Raw genomic sequence first — 18,621 nt, 5'->3', positions numbered from 1 at the left:
TCTCACCTCCAATCACTTAATGGACTCTAATTATAGTTCGCATAAAAATTATAGAACGTCAAACTTCGGCTTTGTCGCTATTTCGCGCCATTGTGTTTGATTTTCCAGACTAGCTTAGCACCTCATTTGTCGTGTTTATTATGGTTATAAATGCCTAGTTCAAGTAGTTAGTATTTAAGAATAATTCTCAATACTCACTTGACAATTTGAGTTTAATTTGGCTTTAGTAACTAGGGAACAATGAGTTAGGTCAACTAACACATTGTAAAAATTTCAATACAACGGTAGGTGGCGAGTCGTGTAATGTAAGAAAGTTGAAAGTAATTATCTCACTTATCTTTTCATTACATTGATCTTATATAAGTTTATTTGGTTGGGTTTTTATATGAAAAAGATTAAACGAATAGCTTTAGTGGCGCACGATAATAAAAAACAAGATTTGATCAAATGGGTCGAATGGAATCATGAACTTTTAATCCGTTACAACTTGATATCAACAAAAACAACTGGAGATTTAGTTGAAAAGGCAATTAAAAATAAACTCAGTGCGAGTGATATAGATGATTTCGAAGTGTTCAAGTTAAAACCAGGTTTAGATGGTGGAGATGTACAACTAGGAGCATTGATTATCGAAGATCGAATCGATTTAGTCATATTTTTATTGGATCCGATGCAAACACAACCTCATAATTCCGACATAACAGCGCTATTGAGAATTGTCGTTTTATACAACATCCCAACGGCATATAACCTTTCAACCGCAGCATTAATGATTTCATCTCCTCTTTTTGTATGAGGGTGATGATAGAACACTGGAAAGCGACTCTGGATAAAATGTTTATGTTGACAAGCATCGACTACTTTATCTATCAGTAAATGGTGAGATTAAGATATATAGTGGAGAAACATCTCTATATATCGTTATTTTAGGCATAGATTATATAGCAACTTTTTCACCTAAATCTTCCACATATCACAAATTTAAAATACACCTTCAATTGCATATTAATGTAACAATATTATCGTTAGAAAACAGGTAGGATTAAACTTTAGACTGTGCTCACATTATGCTTATAGCAGGAACCATAATGATAATGACACAAGTATCGAACAAATTTATCAACGTGCTGATCTCGCGTTATATCAATCGAAGCAGAGCGGTAAAAACATGTGCTCTGCTCAATAGCTTTCGGAAGAAATACTGAAAAGGTTACAGCATGATCAACACAATAATTTTCGACTTCTTTGGCACATTGGTAGAGTACTCTACTCATCGGAAATCTTTACAATTTTCACAGACTCATCATTATTTAAATACCAATATAATTGAAATAGAGTATGAGTCGTTTGTAGAAAATTGGCATAAAGTGTTTTGCAAACTGGAGCAACAATCTCAAGACAGCCAAATCGAATTTTCTTTGCACGACGTGCTGACAGAATTCTTATTTTTTGTGAATGCCAAGCAGATATCAGACGATATTGAAGAAGGGTTTATTGATCTGTATATTCGCGAGTGGAGCGCTCATATTAAACCCGTTCCGGGCGTTGAAGCGTTACTTGATAAGCTATATTCAAATTACAAACTTGCGATCGTTAGCAATACACATCACATAAAAATGGTACCAATGTTGTTGGAAAAATTTGCCATGTCTGATTATTTTACTGAAATTGTAACCTCGGTGGATCATGGCCGCCCCAAACCTCATAAATCAATTTATCAAGTTGCGCTCTCGGCATTACAAGAAAAAGCTGATAATTCAATATTCATTGGCGACTCATATGAACATGATTATTGGGGGCCACAAACCGTCGGGATAAAATCGATACTCATATCAAATAAACCTCCAAAGAATGTTCCAAATGAGCACGTCATTTCAAATATCACCTCCCTAAACACCATTATCAAAATTACTTGATACATAATTATTGGTTGTAGAACAGTGGTGTATATGAGGTAACCAAACAAGAACGTATTGCGCCTATATTTATATTGTGATTTGAGGATATTTACATCAGAATGAAATTCAAACTCTCTTTAAGATCAATAGGCACCGAGTGGAAAAATCGAAGCTCTGGGTAAATCCAGACTTGTCTGGCATAGAACTACTTTCGGCCAGCTATACCAAGTTTGAGTTTTCTAAACATTGGCATGATGAATTGGCGATTGGTGTTATTGAAGAAGGTGCAGAAGGCTTATTGTACCGTGGTAAAAATATCATCATACCCAAACGTCATATCGTCGCTATCAACCCCTCAGAGGTTCATACGGGTTTTTCAGGTTCGCCAGAAGGCTGGCGATATCGCATGTTTTATTTCAATATGAAGTCGCTAAATGACACTTTTGAAAATAGTTGTTTTCCTCTAGACCCTATCATTGATCGCCCAGTTATCCACGATGAAACGCTATTTGATACATTGCTAAAACTGCACATTTCGCTCGAAGAAACATCGTTTCAGTTAACTAAAGAGTCTTTATATACCGTCGCGCTAGAAAAACTGTTTACGAAGTATGGTTCTCCTAAACAAGAGATGTATAAGCATATTTGTACCAGAAGCAGTTATCTTGCCAGAGATTATATTCACGATAATTTCGAGTTAAATCCTTCACTAACCGAACTTGAAGACATTTCAAACTGTTCTAAATTTCAGTTAATTAAAAGCTTTAAGACAGTGTTTGGCGTCACTCCTCATCAATATTTACTTTTAATAAAGGTTATCAATGCCAAGACTTTCCTTGCTAGAGGGGCGAGTTGTGTCGAAACATCGCTCGCTTGCGGGTTCTATGATCAAAGTCATTTTACCCGCAATTTCAAGAAAGCCTTTGGCGTATCTCCATCCAATTATCTAGTCACTCAGCATTAGTTTTAGCGTTCAATTTTGTACAAGACCACGCGAGATTAATTCCTTATTCTGCGCTTCTTTACTTAGGAGGTGAGTATGAGTTTATTTGTTATTTGGTTAGGGGTGATGTTTCCTCTGGTATTTAGCCCTGGCCCCGCCAACATTGTTTTTGCAGCATCAGGAGCAAAGGTAGGGGTAAGAAAATCTATCCCGTTAATTGCTGGTGTAGATAGTATTTTCATTATTAAGTCGATTTTAATCGGTTACGGGTTAGGGGAGGTTGTTGGCACGCAACCGAAGTTAATGAATGTGCTGCAATTAGTAGGCGCGCTCTATCTTGTTTATATCGCCAGTAAATTCATTCGAGTTCAGGACAGTGAACAGAATAATGCTTCAAGAACACTAGGTTTTTTTGATGGATTGTTGATTCAATTGTTAAACAGTAAAGGCTGGCTAATGGTATTTCTGATGTTTACCTTGTTCGCGCAACAGTCTCAGGAAACATTTGGAGCAAACGGTGTTGCCGTCTTAATTATCTGGCTGGCGGTGTTAAACATTTCTATGCATTTTGTCTGGGTATCAATTGGTGAATTACTGTCGAAACTGTCGAACAGCCCAATGTATGAGAAAGGGATGAATTTCTTTTATGCAGGCAGCCTGGTCGCTGTTGCTGTCTGGCTTGTGATGGACAATCCGCTGTTCACATCACTATTTGCATGACACATGGAAAAACTTTAGCCCCTAGCTAAGTACGAGTAAAGGGCGAGTTAAAGAAAATATCGCAATCTGATAGAGGTGTAATTTCTTGATTTTAAATATTAATCACATCTATTACCGCTAATGAAATATCGAGATAATCTAATTAACGTTTGTAATTTCACATTTACGTTGTCTTTACATAACTTGACGTACATCACATAATTTCAACGTTATGATTAGTCTTAAGCAGTAAGGGCACTGTTAACCAATATTAGGAAAAAGACTATGAAATCATTAATCACTATATTCACCACTTCTCTACTACTAAGCACTGCATCTTTCGCAGGTTCAGTAACACAAGAAGGCAGCACAGACATAGCGACCGCGACATATCAAAGCAAAGCAGAAGCGTATGATGCTGGATTCAAGATGATCGAAAACTTAAAGACGTTGTCCAGTGATGAGCTTATTAAAAAGCTTCCGTTTTACGTTCAAGCATCTGCTGATGACGTTATGCTCAAAGACACGAAAGTCACCATCACTGAGTTTGCGACTTCTCCGAGCGAAATTAGCTACCAAGCAATTGTGAATGTGGATTATAACTTCAGCGCGTATCAGCAAGACGAAGACTAAATCAAGAATGAATAACAAGCCCCGTTACGATAACTCAATTTATCGACGGGGCTTTCTATTTGAAACGAATATACGTTAAGAATAAATCAGCCCGTTAAATATATAATGGTAACGATTTTTTTGTGATGATTTGCCTTACAGATAAATGCGTATGAATGTCTTTTACACTGGTTATTTTGTGAAGTTTTTTTGTAAATGATTCATAACCAGTCAAATCTGGGGTAACGACTTCTAATAGATAATCGTATGCTCCCGAAACAATATGTCCATTTATCACTTCTTCTATACTCGAGAGCGCATATTCAAAGCTTCTAATCGACTCTTCCTGATGATTATTCAAGCTCACCTCAACAAAAAACGTCATCGATATTCCTATCTTCTCCTTACTCAAATTAGCAAGGTAACCTTCAATATAGCCCTCATCTTCAAGCCGTTTTAAACGCCGAGCGCAAGGGGAAGGCGACAAGCCAACTCGCTCTGAAAGATCCGCAGTAGACAATCGTCCTTCCGATTGAATAATTTCAAGTATGTGACGATCAATTCTATCCATAATTACTCTTGCCGATATCAATCAATATTTTATGACAAGTTAATTTATTCCACTACAAATGGCAATTACCGGTTAAACATTTGCCGATTAAATGCGTGATATTTGGTGAATAATATCATTAACAAGTGTAGAGAGTAGGTGATAGGTACAATGGAAAGAGCGATCCATTCAGTAACGGGTAAATTGAGTCAGAGCTTTGTCTCTCCTTTAGCAAAAGGTTACATGGCAATGTTTATGGTGTTGATAATCTGGTCAGGGTTTTCTCTCACCATCCGTGCAATCGGTACTTCACCTCTTAGTATTGCTGATGTTGCATTAATCAGGTTTTTTGTGCCATTGGTGCTATTGGCTCCAATGATCCCTTCACACCTGAGAGCCATAAAAACGACGCGCATTTCGGACGTACTATTTATTCTGCTAGGAGGCGTTCCATTTTTGTTCTTAGCTTCTTTAGGGGCAAAAACGACACCTACCGCTTATGTTGGGGCTATCTTAGCGGGGACTTCGCCCTTTTTTATTGCTCTGCTTTCCTATATTTTTTACCACCAGAATGTGTCTTTGAAGCGTGTTCTTTCTTTATCATTGATACTTGTGGGCATCGTGATAATGGTTATCGACCGTACTGGCAACGCGACTAACAGTATGTCCAATGGTGTATTTTATTTGCTATGCGCTGCGCTGATTTGGGCAGGGTACATAATGGGGTTAAAACGTGCGGGCCTAAACGCGATTACCGTAGCAATTATCCTATCGTACTTGTCATTCTTTATTACATTAGGGCTGATTTGTTGCGAGTGGGTTCCGAGTAATTTCGGCTCATTTTCATTTCAAGAAGCTCTACCGTTTATTGTTATACAAGGATTGGGCGTTGGTATCCTCGCCACAATAGGATTTTCCTATGCCGTTGGTCAATTAGGCTCCGAGAAATCTTCGACTATAGGCTCGATATCACCAGGCTTAACAGCACTACTCGCAGTGGCGGTTTTCGACGAGCCGCTATCAGCTGTCATTCTTTGTGGGATAGGGTTGACCATTACAGGTGTCATTCTTTCCAACCGCAGTTAGTGTTTATTCAGGGAGAATCAAAGTTATGTTAGAAAACTTACCGAATTTGAGTGGTGACCCATTATGGACACTTTTAGATGAGTTTAAAGACGACCCACGAGAAGAAAAAATTGATCTTATTGTGGGGGTATACCGAGATGAATTGGGTGAAACTCCAGTCATGAAAAATGTACAAGATGCGGAACATTACCTAGCGAAAAAGGCGCACTCAAAGTCATACCGAGCGTTATCTGGAAATTTGGAATTCAATCACCAAATTGCAACGTTCTTGCTCGGGGATATCAACGCCAAACTTGAAAGCCAATACACGATTCAAACCGTCGGTGCATCGGGAGCACTGAGAGTATTGGCGGATTTTATTGTGCATTTATCTCCTAATACTGTTATATGGAATACCAATCCAGGCTACATCAACCATCGACCGATTATGGAAGGTGCCGGGTTAAAGGTTGAGCCTTTCCGCTGGCAGGATAAAGATGGAGAGTTGGATATCGAAACCTGCTTTGCCGATTTGGAATACGCCGTGGAAGGAGACGTCATCTTGCTTCACGGTTGTTGCCATAACCCAACGGGAATTGATCCATCTATCGAACAGTGGCAACAATTTTCAGATTTCTGTCAGCGTAAAAAAATAACCCCATTTATCGATATCGCTTATCAAGGTTTTGGCGACACACCAGATAATGATGCCGCTGGACTGAGATTGATTGTGGAACAAAATGATGTGGTATTTGTTGCCGCAAGTTGCTCGAAGAATATGGGACTGTACTGTGAGCGTACTGGTGCCGCAATGGTTGTCGCGAATAATAAAAGCCTGCTAACCAACGTACGTCCATTGCTAGAACGCATTACACGAGCGAACTACTCAATGCCACCGAATCATGGCTCCGCAATTGCTTCATTGCTATTCAGTAACCCTGAACCTTGGTTACAAGAACTAACAGGGTATCGAGAACGTGTTGTCGATATCCGTAAAGAGCTTGGAGACATCTTGTCCGAATTAGGCGCTCCCGCGTCACTCCACGTAATCGCCAAGCAAAAAGGGATGTTTTCGATGTTGCCCTTAAGCACCGCTCAGATGGCACTATTGCGAGATAAGTATGCAATTTATGGTATTCCCAATGGCAGGATAAACATTGCGGGACTGAGACAATCTCAGATAAGAATACTGGCCGAAGCACTAATAGATATCATCGACGGTTAGAGAAATTTAGAGTCGACGACGGGATCATGACTAGTCATAACACTGGCTGAACCAACACTGGTTTAGCCTTTTGCCCCAATACGAGTCGGTGTGTGCAGTATTTGTATTTTACTTGCTACGACTTTAACCAACTCCGCCGTAATTAATCAACTTACTTAACTTCCTTTACTCCAGATACCCTCAAATAACCACGAGTATAGAGAGAAGTGATGCCTTCAACTTCTTGGTGCACATTGCCGACAATAGGAATATCCAAACGCTCTATCTGTCTACGATATAGACAATCCACAAGTAGACTAAAAAACGCTAATCATCTGCAAACGAAATTTGAATCAAATTGACATTAAATGGTTACAAATGAACATAAACAAAACCATTGTCAGGCCATATCATGCTCCAACGAAATGTCGCTAAATAACGAGTCCATGGACTGGGTCATTGTATTAGGCGATACCGATTTAACCCTAAAAAAAGTGAGAGCTTATTATGTCAACTACTGTGAACACCGTTACGCTTGCCAGTTTATTATTATTGCCAGTCGGCTTGGCAAATGCCGCAAACGGGAATTCTTCATTCAAAGTATTATTTGGTGCGAAATCACTTGATTCTGATTGGGGAGACGACGATTCAATGGACACTATCGGGTTTCAGTTTACTTACTTACCGACATCATCACCTGTGGGGATTGCGCTAGATTTTTACGGCAGTGGTAACGAGAACCAAACTAATGGGGTGACCACAGAAACAGGCGTTGCTGAAATTAATTTTGGGTTACGGTGGCAAGCGCCCGTTTTAGCCGATTCATTTATCCCGTACTTAGGCGGGGGCGTTAGTATTTTAGGCGCTGAACTTCAATCAGAGCAGTCAGGCTCGAAGAAGACTTATGAAGATGAATCTACTGGGTATTGGATTGGCGGCGGGGTTGACTACCTCATTGCAGATCAATGGTCTGTAGGTCTTGATGCTCACTATTCGAGTAGCGATATGACACTTAATGGCGAAGAGCGTGACGCGGGTGGATTTACTTGGGGCCTAACGGCGGGTTACCACTTTTAGCAATAGTGGCGAGGAGCAAAAATTGAAATTAATCACTAAATGTTTTGTTGCGTGGGCATCAATACTCTCGTCATTTGCACATGCAAATCAATTTTATGTAGGCACAGACTTTAGCCGTATGACTTTAGACCAAACAGAATTTAATTCTGTAAATGTCAATAACATCTTAGCTGGGTATGAGTTTAATCATTGGGCAATTGAAGGCAGCTACAATATCAGTAATACACACAATGACTTTTACGGTGGTGACCAAAAAATCAATATGGTTCACCTATATGGAGTTTATCGCAGTCAAGAAACGCTTTTCTATAAAATTAAGTTCGGTGTAACGAATGAAAGATACAAATTTTATGATAGTAATGGGACGTTAAAATTAGACGATGTCCATGCCGGTATCGCAAGAGGAGTGGGAGTCGGGTACCGATTTGACCAATTTAATGTTGAACTTGAATATAGCTGGTTAGGCGGTAGTTTAGAGACGTTTGGTATTGGGGTTCGTTATCATTTTAATTGAAACTAGAAACTGGATACAAACAGAGCGATCCTCATTCAATACTGTTCTTTACATATCGAAATGAGCGTTACTCAATGCGTCTTGACTCAATATACTCTTTGGGGGTGGCGTTAAAGTAACGTTTAAACGCTTTATAGAAACTACTGGTATCCTTGAAACCTAGATTATAACTGAGTTCCGTAATACTAGGTGCATTTGGCTTGTTGAGATTGATGATAATGTATTTTTTACGTACTTCATCAACGATAGAACGAAAGGTAGTATTTTCCTTTTCTAGTTTACGATATAGCGTTTGTCTACTGGTATATAGCTTAGTCGCTATTTCATCGATTCCAATTAGATGACCTTCTGACATATTACTCGTAACAATTTCAGAGACTAATTTTTTTATACTGCCAGTATCGTTGAGTGCTCTTAATACTTTATCTGCATTTTCGGCCATTATTTCTTTAACATAGCGGCTACTAGACGTAATAGGGTACGTTAAAAAGCTGGAACTAAAGACAAGCTGATTCGTTTGCGAACCAAATTGAATGTTCGACCCGAAGATAGATTCATATTTGTCAGCGTAGTCGGGTTTCTCACAGGTAAAATGAGCACTTTTTATTGAGAAAGGGTGCGCACTAAGCATTCGAGCCCAAGCAACCATCGCACTAAAACTGCGCTCTATAGCTTGATTTGGATAGCTGTACTCTGAATGAATCGTTAACGACAATGTACAATACCTACCATCATCATCGATTTCCCAATGCTCAGAAGGATTCATCAAGATAATATTTTTCTGGAAGAGGGTTAATGCCTCTCCAATGGTATCGGATTGGCTTACCCAACTCGCGAGTACCCCTTTGGATTCCGGGGAGATTTTTTGGCCAATAACAAGCCCTATCTCGGCGCAGGGGTGGAACGTTCCAATTAGATTCCACAGTTCAATGAACGTATTTTCAGGGATACGAGTTAAAGGTGATTTATTACGTGAATGACACAAACCCAGTGCTCTGTATTTCAATTTGGCCGAGGCGGGCAAATTTCCGCATGCATCGATCACATCCAAAATAGACGCAATCGAAACAGAGTTTGAAAAATTTATATCAGACATTTATATGTCCGAAAGTTAGCAGCGGGTGAGAGTGTATAAACATACCAATAACCTAAAATGAGCTGGGGTACTTATTTGTCATAATACATTAGCATTGGAATTTCTCAATCCTACACATAAGTTAGCTCATAAGAATACGTCCTGATATTGAAAAGTTAAGGCTTGAATTGAACCGGACTTTACTGAATCGTTAATTATTCATGCTCTTTTTTTTAACTTCTACCATCTCTTTGAATACGACTCCCACAATGATCAGTCCTGCTCCCACGTATTGTTGAATATAACGATCAGTGGTAAATGAATCAAAGAACACGCTCACAAGCATTTGCCCAGCGATAACCAGTACAATGGCATTGGTTGAACCGAGTTTGGTCATGACGAGGCTATTAATCGCGACATATAATGCTCCTATTAGTCCGCCAGAATAAAGCACAATATCACTGGGAAATATTTCTGGAGGGTGATACCAAAAAACGACGAACAGCGAGAGAAAAATTAACCCTACGATATGATTAAAATAGGAAGCACGAAATGCACCATAATGTAAGCTGAGTTGACCATTCAAAATCCGACTTAGCGCAATGCAAAACCCGTTTAAAAGCCCTAAAAGTATGTATACCGTCATAGATTACCCCTTGCTAAATATCAACATAAATGAACCCGATGTAACCAGTAATATAGGGATCAAATCACGATACAGAAACGTTCGTTGTTTAAGATTAAAAAGCCCAAGATGTTCACAAAGCATAGAAAAGACCAGTTGGCCAATAAGTGCTAGTGCCAGAGTTCCCGACAATCCAACGCCACTATTTATGGTGATCGACGCCAAAATCACGGTTAATGCTCCAGGAATGCCCCCAAGATGATAAATCTTAGTCGGTTTTGCCATGTGTACCTCGCTAGGGCTTATACCCGTGTTGAAGACAATCAGTAGGCACCAAGCGACAAACGCGCCCACGGCATGAGCTATCCATGACGCACTTAATGCGGATGTAACGGATGCAAGCTGGCTGTTTAAATGGATCATGAGCGCAAGCAAACCGCCACCAATAACCGCAAGTAATGAATATTTATTGAGAAGTTGCATTTTAATTCCTCGTTTTTGATACAAATATTTTAATTGGGAATGAAATGAATGATAATGTCTCTTATAACAAAACATTGGAGAGTAATAGTTGACAATCAAAGACTCTTTTTCAGCGATTCCTGTTTTCGTCGCCGTCGTCGAAACGGGGAGCTTCTCTTCTGCTGCCAATAGATTGGGTATGACGAAATCCGCGGTCAGTAAGAGGATTTCGGTACTTGAAGACAGTTTAGGTGTCAGGTTTTTTCATCGCACAACCCGAAAGTTAACCCTAACAGAAGCGGGGGAACGATTTTCCGACTATGCGAGAAACTCATATATTCAAGCGCAAGATGGCTTCGCAGCAATATCGATGTATCAAGGCAGTCCAAAAGGAACGCTGAAGATCAATGCACCAATGACCTTTTCCAAACTTCATATCGTTCCTTATATCAAAGAATTTCTGGAAAAATATCCTGAACTGGATGTGGTGATGAGTATGGATGACAACCTCATTGATATGACCGAAGGAGCATTCGATGTCGGCATAAGAATAGGAGAGTTAAAAGATTCATCGTTGATCGCAAAAAAACTGGTAGGGTGCAGAAGTGTTGTGTGCGCCGCTCCTGAATACATTAAACACAATGGAAAACCGAGTTGCCCCGAAGAGCTGTCTCATCACAATTGCATCTACTACAGTTTGTTTCAAGCAGGGGTTGAATGGACCTTTTACCAGAATAATAGAAAAATAAAGACACAGGTAAAAGGCAACTTCGTGGTCAATAACAGCGAAGCAATTGAACACGTACTCTTGCAGGGGTTAGGTATTTGTCAAATGCCCACATTTATTATTTCCGAGCACCTTTCAAACGGCACGTTGATCCCACTATTAGAAGAGTTTACGTTACCAGAACATGCCATTTATGCGGTATATCCGGAACGAAAACACTTGCCAGAGAAAGTCAGTGTTTTCATACATTTTCTCAAAGAGAAACTAGGAGATGGCTTCGGCTACTGGGATGAAAATTGATCTCTTGGTCAAAGCCTGTGTCTCACACGAAGATAACCTCCAAATCTTGACCGTGGACACCACGGTGAAAACACCCAAATAGGCGAAAACGAGACTCTAGCCTTACTTTGAAGAAGCTGAATTATTGTTAAGTCGCATACAGACTCCTAGTAAACAGTGTATTCAGAAGCGTGACTAATTTGTCATCATCCGCAAAGCACGTTGAATTCAAGGTTTCACCATTAGCAACTTCCACATCTGCGATTTAGGCCATCGTTCCCTTAAGCGGCTTAACGTCACTCTAGCCACACATAAGTGTAATTTCTTCACACTTTGAACACTTTTTTAACAAAACGCCATATTTTGACTATGCTAGATATATGCAGCTAGGTTTGTAGTGAGGACTCTATGGTAACCACCAAAATCCTATAACTAACGAAAAGCGAGTAACTATGGCACAGAGCAGTTTTCAAGTTCTCTACATTGATGATGATGAATTCATGCTGAAAGCCGCCAGCAGATTGCTGAGGCGTCTTAAGCCTGACTGGACGATTACCTTAATTCAGGACCCAGTCAAATGGCGCGAGCTTGTCGATTCACAAGGCACCTCTCCAGATCTGGTATTGAGTGATTTGATCATGCCAGAGCTCAAAGGTGATGAACTACTCGCACAAGTGAGCCAGCACTTTCCTAATAGTATTCGCGCGCTAATTACGGGTGATACCACAGTTGAGGCCGATGAGCTCATCAACAACTGGACCCACTTTATTTTACCCAAGCCCTTTACTGAGAAATATTTTAAACAGATCCTTACCTGTGCAGAACGACTTCAAGCCGCACCATTTTCCACCGATTGCCGTCAAAAACTCGCTGGGATTGAAAATTTGCCGATACAACCCAGCATTGTGAGACAACTTGAGAGCTGTGCGTTAGACGAGCAATGTGGCAGCGCGGAGTTTTCCAATATCGTTGCTAATGAGCCGACTTTGGCAGGACAAGTAATCAAAGCCGCCAATTCGGTATACCTAGGTTTTGAAAGTCGGACGAGCTCTTTGAGCACTGCAGTGTCGAGACTAGGAATGAAGGTGGTGAGCGGATTTGCAATGGCCATGATGAGTCGCAATAGTTATCAACGACTCAGTGATGAAGAACATGAATCCATAGTCATGCGCCACCAACAGTTGGCAAGTGCGGCGGAAGCATTGGCGAAAAAACTCGATTGGCCCACCGAAGAACAAGAAAAAGTCTACTTAGTTTGCTTACTATCGTCGATTGGAGAGTTGATCCTCAAGGAACATGGCTTCTCAGAAGAAACAATTCCAAAGAACCCACTGGCCTTGCAACTTGGCTATCGAGATATCGATGTCATATGTGCCTATGTACTCATTCTGTGGGGCTATCACTTACCTATTGTCGACGCCATTCTCACGTTAGGTCAATCACCACCAAATTCCACTCCCGAACAATGGGATGTCGGCCAACTGGTTCGCTTTTGCCAACAATACAATGAGGCGAAGGCCAATGGTAGCCAAAATGAATGGGCTGATAGGTTACCTAAACCGCTAACAGAACTTGCGGGTTTATTATTATCACCGAAAGAGTAGGAGGAGCCGATGTCATCGATTTCAATCACCATTGTTGACGATTCAAAGATGTCTCGAAAAGCAGTAATGCGTGCGCTGCCACCCGAACTTGGCAGCAACGTGCACGAAGCTTCGAATGGCGTTGAAGCGTTAGAGAGATTTCACGAAGGTAAAGCCGACGTTATGTTTCTAGACTTAACTATGCCAATCATGGATGGGTTCGAGGTTTTGGCAGAGCTAAAAAAGCTGGAAGCGCGTAACTTTGTCTTTGTGATCAGTGCTGATATACAACCAACATCGCAACAGAAAGTTATGGAACTGGGCGCGGTATCGTTTCTCAAAAAACCATTGGATGCGCCTAGCTTAAAAGCGCTGTTGCACGAGGTGGGGCTAATATGAATCATACATTAAGTGCCGACCATGAGGATTCACTCAAAGAATTGCTGAACATATCCATGGGTCAGGCGGCCTGTAAACTGGCCACCTTGTTGGATCAACCCGTAACCTTGACGATTCCAAGCATCGATGTCGCTTCACCTGATCAATTGATGGAGATGTTTGGTGATGTCAAATCGAATTATTACACACGGCAGCCCTTTTTTGGCCAAATGTCAGGTGAAGTCATTACTCAGTTAACCAAACAAGGTGGCAAAACCATCGCCAGCGACTTATTAGCGCTTGGAGATGGGAAAGAGATAGACAGCCAGACACTTAATGACTGCCTGCTGGAAGTATCCAACATTTTGTCTGGGGCAAGCCTTAGGGGGTTGTGCGAACAAATTGAACTCAACACGCGAACTCAACCACCGGAGATGTACTCGCCTGAGAGTCAACCAATACCCAGTGAAAAGTGGCAACAAGCGATCATTTTACACGTTTCTTTTTTGATCGAGTCAGCCAGTTTTGAAACCAAGACCATCATTTGTTTCGCTGAGGATGGATTTAATGTCATCGTCAACAGGTTAGACGAATGGTTATAACAGAGGGGTGAGGTATGAAGGCAAAATTAGCGCTCTCGGATCTACTCAACCAATTATCAGTGGCTGTTTGCATTGTGCGGAAAGACTACACTGTTGTCATGGTTAACTCATATTTCCAGTCACGCTCTGGCCTCGCTAAAGAAGCATTACTTGGTCAAAACCTTTTGTCCGTTTTTTCTGATGGTGCTACTTTGCTTAAACGCAAGATCGACACTGCATTTGTGATTGAATCACCGAGTTTTTCTTCGTGGGAGCATGCACCACATGTTTTACCGTTCCAATCATCCCGCCAAGTATCAGGACACGAAGAAGAGATGTTTCAGGATCTTGAATTCATTCCTATTCACAGCCAAGACGGAACGTTAGATCACGTCTGCATCTGCGTCTATGATCTTACTGCTCAAGCTTGTCAACACACAGAGCTAAAAGTCTTGTCTCAAAGTCTCCATCGCGAGCAGGCTGAACTCAAAGATGCGTTGAACAATCTAAAAAAAGCACAAAGCCAGTTGCTGCAGTCAGAAAAAATGGCATCAATAGGCCAACTCTCGGCTGGAATCGCCCACGAAATCAACAACCCGCTCGGTTTTATCACTTCAAACGTTCAGACCTTAGATGACTATTTTCGTAAAATCTCAGATGTCGTGACCTCGCTTGAACAAGCAATAGATGATTCAGGTCACGCAGCTTTGATCGAGAAAAAGAGCCAACTGATTGAACAGTCTCAGATTAACTATGTACTGGAAGACGTTACCGATTTGATTGCTGAGTCCCTTGAAGGATCATCAAGGGTGATGTCGATCGTCAAAAACCTCAAAGAATTTTCTCATGCTGATGACTCTGAGTGGCTCTACAGCGATTTGCGCCAAGGGTTAGATTCGACATTGCGTATCATTGACAACGAAATTAAATACAACGCCACAGTAGAGCGTGAGTATGCCGATGACACGCCGAGTGTGTATTGCCAACCAATGCAATTAAATCAAGTATTTCTCAACCTACTGGTCAACGCGAGACAGGCGATGGGTGAAGACAGTGGCGTGATACGAGTGCGCATTCAGCCGATAGCGGATGACAAGGTGGAAGTCCAGATTGAAGATAATGGCTCCGGCATCCCCAAAGAAAATCTCACCACGATTTTTGAACCATTCTTTACCACTAAACCCGTCGGGGATGGTACTGGGCTCGGATTGTCCGTGTCCTATGGGATTATCAATGCCCATGGGGGCACTATTAGTGTCGACAGTGAATTAGGCAAAGGCACGACCTTTACCTTGATATTACCAGTGAATAAAGTCACGTCAGACACGGCCGATTCAAGTAATTAAAACAATCTATAGGATGTATTACGATGGATTTTGCTGAGATACTCATAGTCGATGATGAAATGAATATCCGTAATGCGCTGCGACGGGAGCTACGCTTTAAAGTCGCCACGGTACATACTGCAGAAAGCGGGACACAAGCGTTGGAAATATTGGGTTCACACAATATAGACCTGATTATTACCGATTACTACATGCCGAATATGACTGGCACTGAGCTACTTTTAGAGGTTAAGCAACGTTACCCAAATATCCCCGCGATCATGTTATCGGGTCAAGCCGATTTACATGGGGTCACGGCTGCAATCAATGCCGAGGTTCTTAAACAATATGTAGATAAACCTTGGAATAGCCAAAAGTTAGCTTCGACAATCGCCACGACTCTAAATGACCATCAACCCACTCGTGATCGCCTAACTCAGATGGCCAATCTCCATGAATTAGACCAACGATTGACCGGTCTGCCACACCAATCCGAAAATGGTCGGTCTTGGTTGCTGGTAATTGTGGATATTACCAAGTTGGATTCATACAACACGACTCATAGTAAGGCTGCTGGGAATAGGCTGATCCAGAAAATGGCATTAGCGATTCAACACGAAGATGATCCCGTCTGGTATCGAGTAGGTGATAAGTTTGTCACATTGACGGAGTTTTCTGCACAAGGTAACCAGTGGATTGATGCTCTTAGCGACAGAGTTCGATTGGCTTGCGCGCACACAGACGGTCAAACAGCACGTTGCTACATCGGAGATGCCAAAAAATGGGCACATTGGTGCGAGCAAATATTATCGGAAGCCAAAACGAACACATTGCCAATCAGTGATAATCTCTACTGGTTAATCCAAGAAAACAATCAAGATATCGCAGAAGAATACAAACAGTTGGGTACGTTAATTCACGATCTGGAATTGGGCAAAATCGAAACATTTTTTCAGCCTCAACTGACTCTGGACACTGGGGAGATCACCTATTGCGAGTCCTTGGTTCGCCGCCGGTTGCCTGACAGTTCCTACCAAAGTCCAGCTCAATTCTTACCTCTGATTTACAAATATGAGCTCGACGACATGCTCACTGTTGTGGTGATACAGCAAGCGGTATCGCTATTACGTCGTAAAGATAAGCCCGAAAAATTAACAGTCAGCGTCAATATTACCGCCAAGCAATTAGTCACGGGGTTTGCACTTAGTTTATTACAAGGCATTGCCACCGATACTACATTCACACTTAGTGATATTGAGCTAGAGGTCGTGGAAAGCGATCAAATTTTCGATTACCAACGTGCACTCGCTCAATTTAATCTACTGCATGACTTAGGTGTCACGATCGCGATGGACGATTTTGGCACTGGCTATTCTGGATTTGAATCACTGTGCGAGCTGCCTTTTGATGTTGTTAAAATTGACGGCCGGTTTATACGCGCCCTGGGAAATAAGGCGTCCGATGAAGTGATTTTGGCGTCGATCACCGACAGTGCCAAATCACTTAATATGGAGGTAGTGGCAGAATGGGTCGAAAAACACAGTCAAGTTGATTACCTAAAACGTAAGGGCTGTAACCGTATACAAGGTTACTTGGTCAGCCCTCCATTACCCGCAGATGAGTTTTTACGCTTTATTAATAACCGTGTCACAGGAGCCGAACTATGAATGATGCTGAAGGCAGCGAAATCCAAGAAAAGTTGAACCTCTTGTTACTCGATGATGAGCCAGATATTCTGAAATCCCTCACACGTGTGCTTAGGTTTGATTACCAAGTGGTCTCGTTTAATAACGGCCACGAAGCTCTCGCGTACCTAGAAGAGAATACTGTGTCGATTATCATTTCCGATATGCGTATGCCCGAAATGGATGGAGCCGAGTTTCTCACTAAAGCGCGAGAAATTTGTCCAGACTCGATCCGCTTTTTGTTAACTGGCTACAGTGACATGGATTCCACTATTCGAGCGGTCAATGAAGGTGGCATTCATACCTACATTGCAAAGCCATGGGACAACGAAGGGCTGAAGTTAACCCTGTCTAAGGCGTCAGAGTTATTTGAACTACGTCGCCAAAAGAAGGCACTAACCGATGAACTTCAGCAAAAAAACGCGCAGTTAAATATCTGGAATGATGCTCTGGAAGAGAAAGTAAAACAGCGAACGTCCGCGTTACAAAATTCCAATAAGAAGATGAGTGCTTTGCTGGCGAATCGAACTCGAACCTTTAAAGATATTTTATCAGCGCTGTCGGCCATCATTCAGCATGCAACGGGGCAACCACATCAACAAAATGAACGAGTCGCAGAATACACTAAATTAGTGGCTATCCGAATGGGGTTACCAGAAGCGCAAGTGACACACTGTTATTTAAGTGCCTTACTGCATGAAATTGGCTTGATCGGTGCAGTCTCCGATTCGGACAAGAGCGTAGTACATGGTGATAAGGCTAAAATTCGCCTTGCACCATTGGCCAACGCGGAACTAGGAGCAACCATAATAGGCCAAATCCAACGTTTTAATCCGCTGGTCGACATTATTCGCCACCAGGATGAAAACTTCGATGGAACAGGGCATCCAGCGCACCTAGCTGGTGAGGCGATCCCCATCGGAGCGCGTATTTTAAGGGTGATCAAAAACTACGATTTCTTTGTATCGAGCCCACACAATCCTTCACGACTCAAGCCCAGCAGTGCTCGAGCGTTTATTGAGCAACAAGCTGGGGGATTGTACGACCCCGACGTGGCACTTCACTTTTTCGAAGTACTCAAAACAGATATTGAGAAATCGGATCTAGAACTGTGTGTCGGCTTAGATGAACTGAAAATCGGAACAGTGATAAAGCAAGATGTTTATCACCCGAATGGCCAAATGATGTTATCCGCAGGGCAAGAGATTAACGAAACGATGCTCAATAAGCTCAAACAAATCGAAGACTCAGTTGAAGTACCTATCGCTGTGTATATTTAATAGATAGAGCCAATAGAGAAATAGAGAAATAGAGAAATAGAGAAATACAAGAGTGAACT

20 protein-coding genes are annotated in these 18,621 nt (G+C 41.5%); 16 read left to right on the top strand and 4 right to left on the bottom strand.

Annotated features, from left to right (window positions below):
- Positions 1-385: 385 nt before the first annotated feature.
- From ACWU4D_RS02430 to ACWU4D_RS02410, 5 genes are all read left to right on the top strand, one after another.
- Positions 386-796, top strand: a complete 411-nt coding sequence (locus tag ACWU4D_RS02430; RefSeq protein WP_456049781.1) for a methylglyoxal synthase — start codon at positions 386-388, stop codon at positions 794-796.
- A gap of 421 nt (positions 797-1,217) precedes the next feature.
- The gene (locus tag ACWU4D_RS02425) at positions 1,218-1,916 is read left to right on the top strand and encodes an HAD family hydrolase (RefSeq protein ID WP_456049780.1); all 699 of its coding nucleotides are present in this window, start codon (positions 1,218-1,220) and stop codon (positions 1,914-1,916) included.
- 139 nt (positions 1,917-2,055) lie between these two features.
- A complete protein-coding gene (locus ACWU4D_RS02420; protein ID WP_456049779.1) occupies positions 2,056-2,862 on the top strand; it encodes an AraC family transcriptional regulator in 807 nt (268 codons plus the stop codon).
- Between the two features lie 75 nt (positions 2,863-2,937).
- Entirely contained in the window at positions 2,938-3,561 is a 624-nt protein-coding gene (locus ACWU4D_RS02415) for a LysE family translocator (RefSeq protein ID WP_456049778.1), read from the top strand.
- Between the two features lie 264 nt (positions 3,562-3,825).
- A complete protein-coding gene (locus tag ACWU4D_RS02410) occupies positions 3,826-4,173 on the top strand; it encodes a DUF3316 domain-containing protein (protein ID WP_456049777.1) in 348 nt (115 codons plus the stop codon).
- A 94-nt stretch (positions 4,174-4,267) separates the two neighbouring features.
- Here ACWU4D_RS02410 and ACWU4D_RS02405 read toward each other — a convergent pair whose 3' ends face one another.
- Entirely contained in the window at positions 4,268-4,723 is a 456-nt protein-coding gene (locus ACWU4D_RS02405) for an Lrp/AsnC family transcriptional regulator (protein WP_456049776.1), read from the bottom strand.
- 150 nt (positions 4,724-4,873) lie between these two features.
- On the opposite strand from ACWU4D_RS02405, the gene ACWU4D_RS02400 reads away from it, so the two are divergent.
- The 4 genes from ACWU4D_RS02400 to ACWU4D_RS02385 all read left to right on the top strand — a co-directional run bounded on the left by ACWU4D_RS02400 (position 4,874) and on the right by ACWU4D_RS02385 (position 8,562).
- The gene (locus ACWU4D_RS02400) at positions 4,874-5,788 is read left to right on the top strand and encodes a DMT family transporter (protein WP_456049775.1); all 915 of its coding nucleotides are present in this window, start codon (positions 4,874-4,876) and stop codon (positions 5,786-5,788) included.
- Positions 5,789-5,813: 25 nt separating this feature from the next.
- Positions 5,814-6,992 carry an amino acid aminotransferase gene (locus ACWU4D_RS02395; protein ID WP_456049774.1) on the top strand — a complete coding sequence of 393 codons (1,179 nt, stop codon included), beginning with the start codon at positions 5,814-5,816 and terminating at the stop codon, positions 6,990-6,992.
- A gap of 486 nt (positions 6,993-7,478) precedes the next feature.
- Positions 7,479-8,048: an outer membrane beta-barrel protein gene (locus ACWU4D_RS02390; RefSeq protein WP_456049773.1), complete on the top strand. Its 570-nt coding sequence runs from the start codon at positions 7,479-7,481 to the stop codon at positions 8,046-8,048.
- Positions 8,049-8,070: 22 nt separating this feature from the next.
- The gene (locus ACWU4D_RS02385; protein ID WP_456049772.1) at positions 8,071-8,562 is read left to right on the top strand and encodes a hypothetical protein; all 492 of its coding nucleotides are present in this window, start codon (positions 8,071-8,073) and stop codon (positions 8,560-8,562) included.
- Positions 8,563-8,629: 67 nt separating this feature from the next.
- On the opposite strand, the gene ACWU4D_RS02380 is transcribed toward ACWU4D_RS02385, so the two are convergent.
- The 3 genes from ACWU4D_RS02380 to ACWU4D_RS02370 all read right to left on the bottom strand — a co-directional run bounded on the left by ACWU4D_RS02380 (position 8,630) and on the right by ACWU4D_RS02370 (position 10,745).
- Positions 8,630-9,658 carry an AraC family transcriptional regulator ligand-binding domain-containing protein gene (locus tag ACWU4D_RS02380; protein WP_456049771.1) on the bottom strand — a complete coding sequence of 343 codons (1,029 nt, stop codon included), beginning with the start codon at positions 9,656-9,658 and terminating at the stop codon, positions 8,630-8,632.
- Positions 9,659-9,848: 190 nt separating this feature from the next.
- A complete protein-coding gene (locus tag ACWU4D_RS02375) occupies positions 9,849-10,283 on the bottom strand; it encodes a DMT family transporter (RefSeq protein ID WP_456049770.1) in 435 nt (144 codons plus the stop codon).
- A 3-nt stretch (positions 10,284-10,286) separates the two neighbouring features.
- Positions 10,287-10,745, bottom strand: coding sequence for a DMT family transporter (locus ACWU4D_RS02370; RefSeq protein WP_456049769.1), 459 nt, complete (start codon positions 10,743-10,745; stop codon positions 10,287-10,289).
- A gap of 94 nt (positions 10,746-10,839) precedes the next feature.
- Here ACWU4D_RS02370 and ACWU4D_RS02365 point away from each other — a divergent pair, with 94 nt between their 5' ends.
- The 7 genes from ACWU4D_RS02365 (at position 10,840) to ACWU4D_RS02335 (ending at position 18,562) form a co-directional block, all read left to right on the top strand.
- Positions 10,840-11,751 carry a LysR family transcriptional regulator gene (locus ACWU4D_RS02365; RefSeq protein WP_456049975.1) on the top strand — a complete coding sequence of 304 codons (912 nt, stop codon included), beginning with the start codon at positions 10,840-10,842 and terminating at the stop codon, positions 11,749-11,751.
- Positions 11,752-12,182: 431 nt separating this feature from the next.
- Positions 12,183-13,334, top strand: a complete 1,152-nt coding sequence (locus ACWU4D_RS02360) for an HDOD domain-containing protein (protein WP_456049768.1) — start codon at positions 12,183-12,185, stop codon at positions 13,332-13,334.
- A gap of 9 nt (positions 13,335-13,343) precedes the next feature.
- Positions 13,344-13,712: a response regulator gene (locus ACWU4D_RS02355; RefSeq protein ID WP_456049767.1), complete on the top strand. Its 369-nt coding sequence runs from the start codon at positions 13,344-13,346 to the stop codon at positions 13,710-13,712.
- Positions 13,709-14,293: a chemotaxis protein CheX gene (locus ACWU4D_RS02350; protein ID WP_456049766.1), complete on the top strand. Its 585-nt coding sequence runs from the start codon at positions 13,709-13,711 to the stop codon at positions 14,291-14,293. The genes ACWU4D_RS02355 and ACWU4D_RS02350 overlap by 4 nt, the downstream gene beginning before the upstream one ends.
- A gap of 14 nt (positions 14,294-14,307) precedes the next feature.
- Entirely contained in the window at positions 14,308-15,618 is a 1,311-nt protein-coding gene (locus ACWU4D_RS02345; protein ID WP_456049765.1) for an ATP-binding protein, read from the top strand.
- Positions 15,619-15,641: 23 nt separating this feature from the next.
- Entirely contained in the window at positions 15,642-17,264 is a 1,623-nt protein-coding gene (locus ACWU4D_RS02340; protein WP_456049764.1) for an EAL domain-containing protein, read from the top strand.
- The gene (locus ACWU4D_RS02335) at positions 17,261-18,562 is read left to right on the top strand and encodes an HD domain-containing phosphohydrolase (RefSeq protein WP_456049763.1); all 1,302 of its coding nucleotides are present in this window, start codon (positions 17,261-17,263) and stop codon (positions 18,560-18,562) included. The genes ACWU4D_RS02340 and ACWU4D_RS02335 overlap by 4 nt, the downstream gene beginning before the upstream one ends.
- Positions 18,563-18,621 lie beyond the last annotated feature (59 nt).

The sequence above is a fragment of the Vibrio phycocola genome (genome assembly GCF_053850235.1).
The sequence above is the reverse complement of the archived record's forward strand: the minus strand, read 5'-3'. Positions and strand labels throughout refer to the sequence as shown.

What these genes read in the sequence shown, in the direction of transcription:
- ACWU4D_RS02430 (WP_456049781.1), top strand. Translation starts at nt 386, where the DNA reads ATGAAAAAGATTAAACGAATAGCTTTAGTGGCGCACGATAATAAAAAA.
- ACWU4D_RS02425 (WP_456049780.1), top strand. Translation starts at nt 1,218, where the DNA reads ATGATCAACACAATAATTTTCGACTTCTTTGGCACATTGGTAGAGTAC.
- ACWU4D_RS02415 (WP_456049778.1), top strand. Translation starts at nt 2,938, where the DNA reads ATGAGTTTATTTGTTATTTGGTTAGGGGTGATGTTTCCTCTGGTATTT.
- ACWU4D_RS02410 (WP_456049777.1), top strand. Translation starts at nt 3,826, where the DNA reads ATGAAATCATTAATCACTATATTCACCACTTCTCTACTACTAAGCACT.
- ACWU4D_RS02405 (WP_456049776.1), bottom strand. Translation starts at nt 4,723, where the DNA reads ATGGATAGAATTGATCGTCACATACTTGAAATTATTCAATCGGAAGGA.
- ACWU4D_RS02400 (WP_456049775.1), top strand. Translation starts at nt 4,874, where the DNA reads ATGGAAAGAGCGATCCATTCAGTAACGGGTAAATTGAGTCAGAGCTTT.
- ACWU4D_RS02395 (WP_456049774.1), top strand. Translation starts at nt 5,814, where the DNA reads ATGTTAGAAAACTTACCGAATTTGAGTGGTGACCCATTATGGACACTT.
- ACWU4D_RS02390 (WP_456049773.1), top strand. Translation starts at nt 7,479, where the DNA reads ATGTCAACTACTGTGAACACCGTTACGCTTGCCAGTTTATTATTATTG.
- ACWU4D_RS02380 (WP_456049771.1), bottom strand. Translation starts at nt 9,658, where the DNA reads ATGTCTGATATAAATTTTTCAAACTCTGTTTCGATTGCGTCTATTTTG.
- ACWU4D_RS02375 (WP_456049770.1), bottom strand. Translation starts at nt 10,283, where the DNA reads ATGACGGTATACATACTTTTAGGGCTTTTAAACGGGTTTTGCATTGCG.
- ACWU4D_RS02370 (WP_456049769.1), bottom strand. Translation starts at nt 10,745, where the DNA reads ATGCAACTTCTCAATAAATATTCATTACTTGCGGTTATTGGTGGCGGT.
- ACWU4D_RS02360 (WP_456049768.1), top strand. Translation starts at nt 12,183, where the DNA reads ATGGCACAGAGCAGTTTTCAAGTTCTCTACATTGATGATGATGAATTC.
- ACWU4D_RS02355 (WP_456049767.1), top strand. Translation starts at nt 13,344, where the DNA reads ATGTCATCGATTTCAATCACCATTGTTGACGATTCAAAGATGTCTCGA.
- ACWU4D_RS02350 (WP_456049766.1), top strand. Translation starts at nt 13,709, where the DNA reads ATGAATCATACATTAAGTGCCGACCATGAGGATTCACTCAAAGAATTG.
- ACWU4D_RS02345 (WP_456049765.1), top strand. Translation starts at nt 14,308, where the DNA reads ATGAAGGCAAAATTAGCGCTCTCGGATCTACTCAACCAATTATCAGTG.
- ACWU4D_RS02340 (WP_456049764.1), top strand. Translation starts at nt 15,642, where the DNA reads ATGGATTTTGCTGAGATACTCATAGTCGATGATGAAATGAATATCCGT.
- ACWU4D_RS02335 (WP_456049763.1), top strand. Translation starts at nt 17,261, where the DNA reads ATGAATGATGCTGAAGGCAGCGAAATCCAAGAAAAGTTGAACCTCTTG.